Raw genomic sequence first — 6,290 nt, forward strand, 5'->3', positions numbered from 1 at the left:
TTGTTTTGTGGAGGCGGACGACGCCCCCAGAGATCAACACTAGATCGCTCGGCGTGAGCGTCAGATGTGTATAAGAGACAGCCGCGTGTTCCTCCGCCAGCTGGGGCAGCGACGGCGCCAGTTCGTTGAGGTGCAGGTGCATCATGGTCACCGGGCCGTCCACGTCATTGCGCTCCAGCGCGTCGACCACGGCGGTGTGCTGGGCGATCACCTGGGGGCGGGGGGTGGCCTGGGGGAAGCCGAGGAAGCGGACGCGGTCGAGCTGCGCCTTGAGGCTGACGATGTGGCGCCAGGCATGCTCAACGCCGCCATGCGCGGCGATGGCGCAGTGGAAATCGTCGTCGAGCCGCATGAAATCGATCAGCTTGCCGGCGAGCGCCACCCGTTGCTCGGCCACCAGTTCGCGCAGTTCGGCAATGCCCGATGGCTTGATCCGTTCGGCGGCCTTGCGGATCACCGCCAGCTCGATCGCCTCGCGGATGAAACGGGAGTTCTGCACCTCGCGGATCGAGATCAGCTTGACGAAGGTGCCGCGCTGCGGCCGCACCTCGACGAGGCCGGCTTCCGCCAGCTTGATGAAGGCCTCGCGCACCGGCTGGCGCGATACGCCCATGTGCCGGGCCAGCTCGGCTTCCGAGAGCAGGTGCCCGGGCCGCAGCTGCAGCTGCACGATGGCGTTGCGGACCGTGTCATAGACCCGCTGGCTCATCGAAAGCTGCCGCGTTCCGGCGATGACGGGCTGGTTTACCAGCTCCAGTTCAATGGTCATGTTGACTCCCCCAACGCTGCCATACTAGCACCGGTTGGCGCGGTTGGAAGCGCTAGAGCATTTCGCCGTTTCCTTGAACCGCGAAATGTTCCAGGTCCTTGAATTGTCGCGCTTACGAGGCGGAAAAGTCTCAGAACTTTCCCCTCCTGGCGCTATTGGAGAAGCCAAATGAGGCAGACGTGGCGCTGGTTCGGTCCGGCGGACCTGGCAAGCATCGATGACATCGTGCAGGCCGGCGCAGAGGGGGTGGTGACGGCGCTGCATCACGTGCCCAACGGGGTGGTGTGGAGCGCCGAGGAGATCGGCAAGCGCCAGCAGCAGATCCGGCAGCGCAAGGACGGCACGCCTTCCGGCATCGCCTGGGACGTGATCGAGAGCCTGCCGGTGTCCGAGGACATCAAGAAGCAGAAGGGCGCCTGGCGCGAGCATATCGCCAACTACCAGCAGAGCCTCCGCCATGTCGCGGCGGCCGGTTTGAGGACCGTCTGCTACAACTTCATGCCGGTGCTCGACTGGACCCGCACGGACCTGCGCTACCAGGTAGCGCATGGCGGCACCTGCATGCGGTTCGACATCAACGATTTCGCGGTGTTCGAAATCCACATCCTGAAGCGATCCGGGGCGGCGGAGAGCTTTGCACCCGAGGTGGTCGCCGAGGCGGCGCGCCGGTTTGCCGGGATGGATGACGCGGCGCAACAGCAGTTGTCGCGCAACGTCACGATGGGCCTGCCCGGTTCGACCGAAAGCATGACGCTCGACGATGTGCGGGCGCATCTCGCTGAGTATCAGGGCATTTCGCCTGACCTGCTCCGCCAGCACTTTGTCGATTTCCTCTCCGAGGTCGTACCGGTGGCCGAGGAGGTCGGGGTGCGGCTCTGCTGCCACCCGGACGATCCGCCGTTCCCGCTGCTCGGCCTGCCGCGCATCATGTCGACGGCGGCCGACTACCGGCACATTCTGGATGCGGTCGATAGCCCGGCTAATGGCATGACCTTCTGCTCAGGTTCGCTCGGGGCGCGTCCCGACAACGATCTGCCGGCAATGATGCAGGAGTTTGGGCCGAAGGTGCATTTCCTGCATTTGAGGAACGTCCGCCGCGAGAGCGACGCGATCTCCGGGTCGTTTTACGAGGACGAGCACCTGGCGGGGAGTACCGACATGGTGCCGCTGATCGCCGCCATCCTCACCGAGGAAGCACGGCGCAAGCGCGAGGGCCGCGAGGACGCTGAGATCCCGATGCGCCCCGACCATGGGCAGGACATTCTCGACGATCTCGGGCGCCGGGCGCAGCCGGGCTATCCGACCATCGGCCGGCTCAAGGGCCTCGCGGAGCTGCGTGGCGTGATGACGGCGCTTGGGCACCGCGAGTTCGGGCTCGGCCTCTGATGGCGCCGATCCGCTTCGGCATGATCGGCGGCGGCTGGCGCGCCGAATTCTTCACGCGCATCGCCCGGGAATTGCCGGAGCGGTTCCAGCTGGTGGGCGTGGTGCAGCGCGACCCCGCCAAGGCGGCGGCATTCGCAGCGCAATGGGACGCGCCGGCCTTTGCCAGCTATGCGGAGCTGGCGGCGGCGGAGCCGGATTTCGTGGTGCTCTCGGTGAAGGCGGACGCGCATCTCACTATCCTCACCGAGTTGCATCGGCTCGGCCTCGCGGTGCTGTGCGAAACCCCGGCAGCGCTCGACCTCGAGACCATGATCGCGATCTGGCGGCTGGTGGAGCAGGGCTTTCGGCTGCATATCGCCGAGCAATACCTGTTCCAGCCGCTGCACGCGGCACGGCTGCAGGTGATCGCCAATGGCGGGCTCGGCCGGGTCAGCCTGGCCCGGGTTTCGGCGGCGCATGGCTATCATGGCGTCAGCCTGATGCGGCAGTTCCTCGGCATCGGCTTCGAGGATGCAGTCATCCGCGGCAAGCTGTTCGAGACCCGGGCGCTGGAGGGGCCGAACCGCTTCAGCTGGCCCGAGAGCGAACGCTTTGTCACCGCCAAGCAGACGCTGGGCGAGTTCGATTTCGGCGACCGGCTCGGGCTGTTCGATTTCACCGACGTGCAATACCGCTCGCCGGTGCATTCGCATCGTGTCGTCATTCGCGGCGAGCGCGGCGAGATCGCCGACCTCGAGGCGCGGGTAATGCCGGTCTATGGCCAGCCGCTGACCCAAGCTTTCACCCGCAATGAATCGGGCCGCTACGGGAATTTGTTCGGTTATGCGCTCGAAGCGATGCTGTGCGGCGACGAGGTGGTGTGGACCATGCCGTACCCCAATGCCCGGCTGATGGACGACGAGATCGCCATCGCCGTGGCGATGGAACGGATGGGGGCATTGGTGCGCGGGCAGGGTACGGGGCCGTATCCCTATGCCGAGGGTGCGCAGGACCAGTATCTGTCGCTGCTGATGCACGAGGCGGCGCGGACGGGTGAGACGGTGCGGAGTGGGCGGCAGCCCTGGGCTGGGTAGCTGTGAAAGACGCGGCCGGCGCAAAGTGCGTCCCCTCTCCCCTCTGGGGAGAGGGTTAGGGTGAGGGTAGCCAAGCACACCGGAAGAGCCTCCGCGGGAGTAGCAGACCAACCTTGGTCTTGTGCGCTTGGCGCCCCTCACCCCAGCCCTCTCCCCAGAGGGGCGAGGGGGCGCAGACTGCAAGCTTCGGCGCTACCCCTCCGGCAACCCCATCTCGCTGCGAATGAACGCCGCGACCTTGCTCAGGTCCTGACCTTCGCCGCCCTCAGTGTACTGCCGCGACTTCAGCGCCAGCTGGATATTCCGCCCATCCGTCAGCGTCAACGACAGCACGTCGTGGCGGGGTCGCTCGGCATGGTCCTCGGCCACCTTGAGCTCTGCGACTTCGTCAAAACCCAGCTCGAGCACGACATCCTTGCCGCGGTCGTGCTTCTGCTCGGAGCGGATGCGGCGAGCTTTGGGGTCGAACGCGGTGACGATGCTGGTGGTGTGGGGCCTGAGGTACAGCACCGCGGCGGCGACGAACGGCGCGGCGATGCAGATGGCGGCCGAGACCAGGCGGAGGGTCGGATCGGGGATTTGCTGCTCGAGCATGAAATAGAGCAGCGCCGACACCACAACTGACCCGGCGAGCCACATGGCCCGCGGCGGCTGCTGGTGCGTGGCGTACAGCGTCAGCGCACCATTATTGCGCCTCAGGTCGATCATCTAGTCCTCGAGCAGGTAGGCGCCCTTGCGGCCGCTGATCGGCGTCTTGCCGACGATCTTCATGATGCCGGCGCCGCGCGGCGCATATTTGGCCATGGCGCGCGACAGCACCAGGCCATCGGTCGTGGCAAGGATCGGGGTGCGGGCCATGAAGGCTTCGGGCCCATCGAGGGCGATCAGATCGGCGACCGGCTGGCCCTTGGTGACCCGTTCGCCGAGCTCGACGCGATAGGCGACGAGGCCGGGACGGTCGGCCCGGACGATCTCGGTGGCATCGAACGGCGTTGCTTCCGACAGCGGGGCGGGGCGGGCGCCCGGATCGGTATCGATCAGGTTGCGTTCGCACAGAAAGCCCCAGAGTCGGCGGGCGTCGTCGGCGCCGAAATGATCGAACACATCGGACTGGCCGCGATATTCGAGTGTTGCGGTGGCGCTCGCCATCGGCACGGGTTTTCCGGGGTTGGCCAAAGCCACCTTGCGGTAGAGCTGCGGCAGCACCTCGTCGAACGAGCCGCCGCCGCTGTCGGCGGCGGTCAAAGTCGCCGCGGCGCCCATCCAGTCGGCAAGATCCTGCAGTTCGGGCATCAGCTCAGGCGAGGTGAAGATGTGGATCAGCGAGTCGTCGTCGCAGTGGAGATCGAAGACGAACTCGGCATCGTGGGCTTCCTTCAGCACCAGCAGGCGCAACTGCTCGTTGGCGCTGCGTGGCTGCTGCGCGTCGATCCAGTTCGATACGGCCTTGCGGATCAGGTTGACGTTGAAGCGCTCATCATCGGACAGCCGGCCATTGAGCTGCGAACGGATCGCGCTGAACAGGTCCGGCCAGCGGCGGTTGAAGTTGATGCCGGTATTGGCGTCGTAGCGGCCGATATGGCGGCGCAGCGCGAAGGTCGCCATGCCCAAGGGGTTGACCAGCGGCATCACGGTGAAGCGGGCGCGCAGCAGCCCCTGGTCGTCGGCCTGGCGCAGCATCGGCAACAGGTGGTGCAGCACCATGGTGCCGGGGTGCTCGTCGGCATGCAGCGCCGCCTGCAGGTGGACCTTCTCGGGCGCATCCCTGGGGCCGATGACGTAATAGGTGAACTCGGTCACCGCGCCGGGGGTATCGCCCTTGAGCGGTACGACCTTTCTCTCGAATGCCATGACTACCCCCGGATCCAGCGCGGCGAGAATCGGATCGCCGGCGCTTGCGGCAGGTGTCGCATGAGATGGCGATAGACGCGCCCGAAAACGAAGAAAATGATCATCGAGATGCCGAGGAAATAGAGCCCGGCCACCGGGAAGTGCAGGAAGGCGTTGTAGTCCTTTTCGAACAGCTCGCCGGCCTTGTTCATCAGGTCCTTCTCGTCGTTGATCACCGGCAGGGTGAAGTAGACCAGGGCCGTGGTGTGGAACAGCACTACCACCTCATTGGTGTAGGCCGGCCAGGCGATGCGGATGACATTGGGCCAGGTGACGGCGCGGAACAGCTGCAGGCGGTTCATGCCGAAGGCGCGCGCCGCTTCGATCTCGCCTTTGGGTACGTTCTGCATGGCGCCGTGGAGGATGTTGGCGGTGTAGGCAGTGGTGTTGAGCACCAGCACGGCGGGGCCGAGCACCAAGGGGTTCAAGACGATCCAGTCGATGCCGAGCGGCTTCCAGAGGCTGAGGTTAAAGGCCAGCGCCAGCGAGTAGAACATGAACAGCTGGATGAAGAAGGGTGAGCCGCGGAAGGCGTAGATAAAGCCGCGGCTGAGGGCCGTGACCAGCTTGTGCGACGAGCCCTTGCCGAGCGCCACGAAGATCGCCAGCACGAAGCCGATGGGGATCGAGGCCGCGGCGAAATAGATGTTGAACAGCGCCGGCTTGGCGAGGATCACCAGGTCATTGGCGATGGCGGTGATGAGCTCCATCAGCTGGCTCCCGCCGTAGCCATGCCGCGTCCGGCCCAGCGCTGCAGCGCCGTGAACAGCTTTTCGGAGAGGAAGGTCAGAAGGATGTAGAAGATCAGCAGCACGAGGTAATAGCCCCAGCGCCAGTCGGGGTGGACCAGCCCGGCCGAGCGGGTGAAATTGGGTGAGCCGAGCCGATCGGCCCACAGCACGATGTCGGAGATTTGCAGCAGCGACAGCAGCGAGGTCGCCTTGATCAGCAGCATCCAGATGTTGGAAAGGCCGGGCAGGGCATAGGCCCACATCTGCCGGATATGGACCTGCAGCAGCACCTGCAGCGGGCTCATGCCATAGGCCCGGGCGGCCTCGAGCTGGCCGCGCGGCACCGAGTTCATGGCGCCGCCACTCACGCTGCCGGCGAAGGCACCGTAGACGATGCCGCGCTCGACTCCGGCCAGGCTGATGTAATCGACGCGCCCGCAG

7 protein-coding genes are annotated in these 6,290 nt (G+C 65.7%); 2 read left to right on the forward strand and 5 right to left on the reverse strand.

What is annotated here, in order from left to right:
• A partial coding sequence (locus tag VW23_RS23720; RefSeq protein WP_069911961.1) for a GntR family transcriptional regulator occupies positions 1-769 on the reverse strand: 769 nt, incomplete at its 3' end.
• Between the two features lie 168 nt (positions 770-937).
• On the opposite strand from VW23_RS23720, the gene uxuA reads away from it, so the two are divergent.
• Both uxuA and VW23_RS23730 read left to right on the forward strand, forming a co-directional pair.
• Positions 938-2,155 (forward strand): mannonate dehydratase, encoded by a 1,218-nt coding sequence (gene uxuA / locus VW23_RS23725; RefSeq protein ID WP_069911962.1) that lies wholly within the window; start codon positions 938-940, stop codon positions 2,153-2,155.
• Positions 2,155-3,228 carry a Gfo/Idh/MocA family protein gene (locus tag VW23_RS23730; RefSeq protein ID WP_069911963.1) on the forward strand — a complete coding sequence of 358 codons (1,074 nt, stop codon included), beginning with the start codon at positions 2,155-2,157 and terminating at the stop codon, positions 3,226-3,228. Before uxuA ends, VW23_RS23730 begins: the two co-directional genes overlap by 1 nt.
• Before the next feature lie 192 nt (positions 3,229-3,420).
• Here VW23_RS23730 and VW23_RS23735 read toward each other — a convergent pair whose 3' ends face one another.
• The 4 genes from VW23_RS23735 to VW23_RS23750 all read right to left on the reverse strand — a co-directional run.
• On the reverse strand, positions 3,421-3,936 hold the full coding sequence (locus VW23_RS23735) for a hypothetical protein (protein ID WP_069911964.1): 516 nt from the start codon (positions 3,934-3,936) through the stop codon (positions 3,421-3,423).
• On the reverse strand, positions 3,937-5,079 hold the full coding sequence (locus VW23_RS23740; protein ID WP_069911965.1) for a succinylglutamate desuccinylase/aspartoacylase family protein: 1,143 nt from the start codon (positions 5,077-5,079) through the stop codon (positions 3,937-3,939). It lies immediately after the preceding gene.
• Between the two features lie 2 nt (positions 5,080-5,081).
• A complete protein-coding gene (locus VW23_RS23745) occupies positions 5,082-5,828 on the reverse strand; it encodes an ABC transporter permease subunit (RefSeq protein WP_069911966.1) in 747 nt (248 codons plus the stop codon).
• Positions 5,828-6,290: ABC transporter permease subunit (locus VW23_RS23750; RefSeq protein WP_141728473.1), on the reverse strand; the 463-nt coding region annotated here is incomplete at its 5' end. The genes VW23_RS23750 and VW23_RS23745, both read right to left, overlap by 1 nt.

This window comes from Devosia insulae DS-56 (assembly GCF_000970465.2).
GTDB classification, from domain to species: domain Bacteria; phylum Pseudomonadota; class Alphaproteobacteria; order Rhizobiales; family Devosiaceae; genus Devosia_A; species Devosia_A insulae.

What these genes read in the sequence shown, in the direction of transcription:
- VW23_RS23730 (WP_069911963.1), top strand. Translation starts at nt 2,155, where the DNA reads ATGGCGCCGATCCGCTTCGGCATGATCGGCGGCGGCTGGCGCGCCGAA.
- VW23_RS23740 (WP_069911965.1), bottom strand. Translation starts at nt 5,079, where the DNA reads ATGGCATTCGAGAGAAAGGTCGTACCGCTCAAGGGCGATACCCCCGGC.
- uxuA (WP_069911962.1), top strand. Translation starts at nt 938, where the DNA reads ATGAGGCAGACGTGGCGCTGGTTCGGTCCGGCGGACCTGGCAAGCATC.
- VW23_RS23745 (WP_069911966.1), bottom strand. Translation starts at nt 5,828, where the DNA reads ATGGAGCTCATCACCGCCATCGCCAATGACCTGGTGATCCTCGCCAAG.
- VW23_RS23735 (WP_069911964.1), bottom strand. Translation starts at nt 3,936, where the DNA reads ATGATCGACCTGAGGCGCAATAATGGTGCGCTGACGCTGTACGCCACG.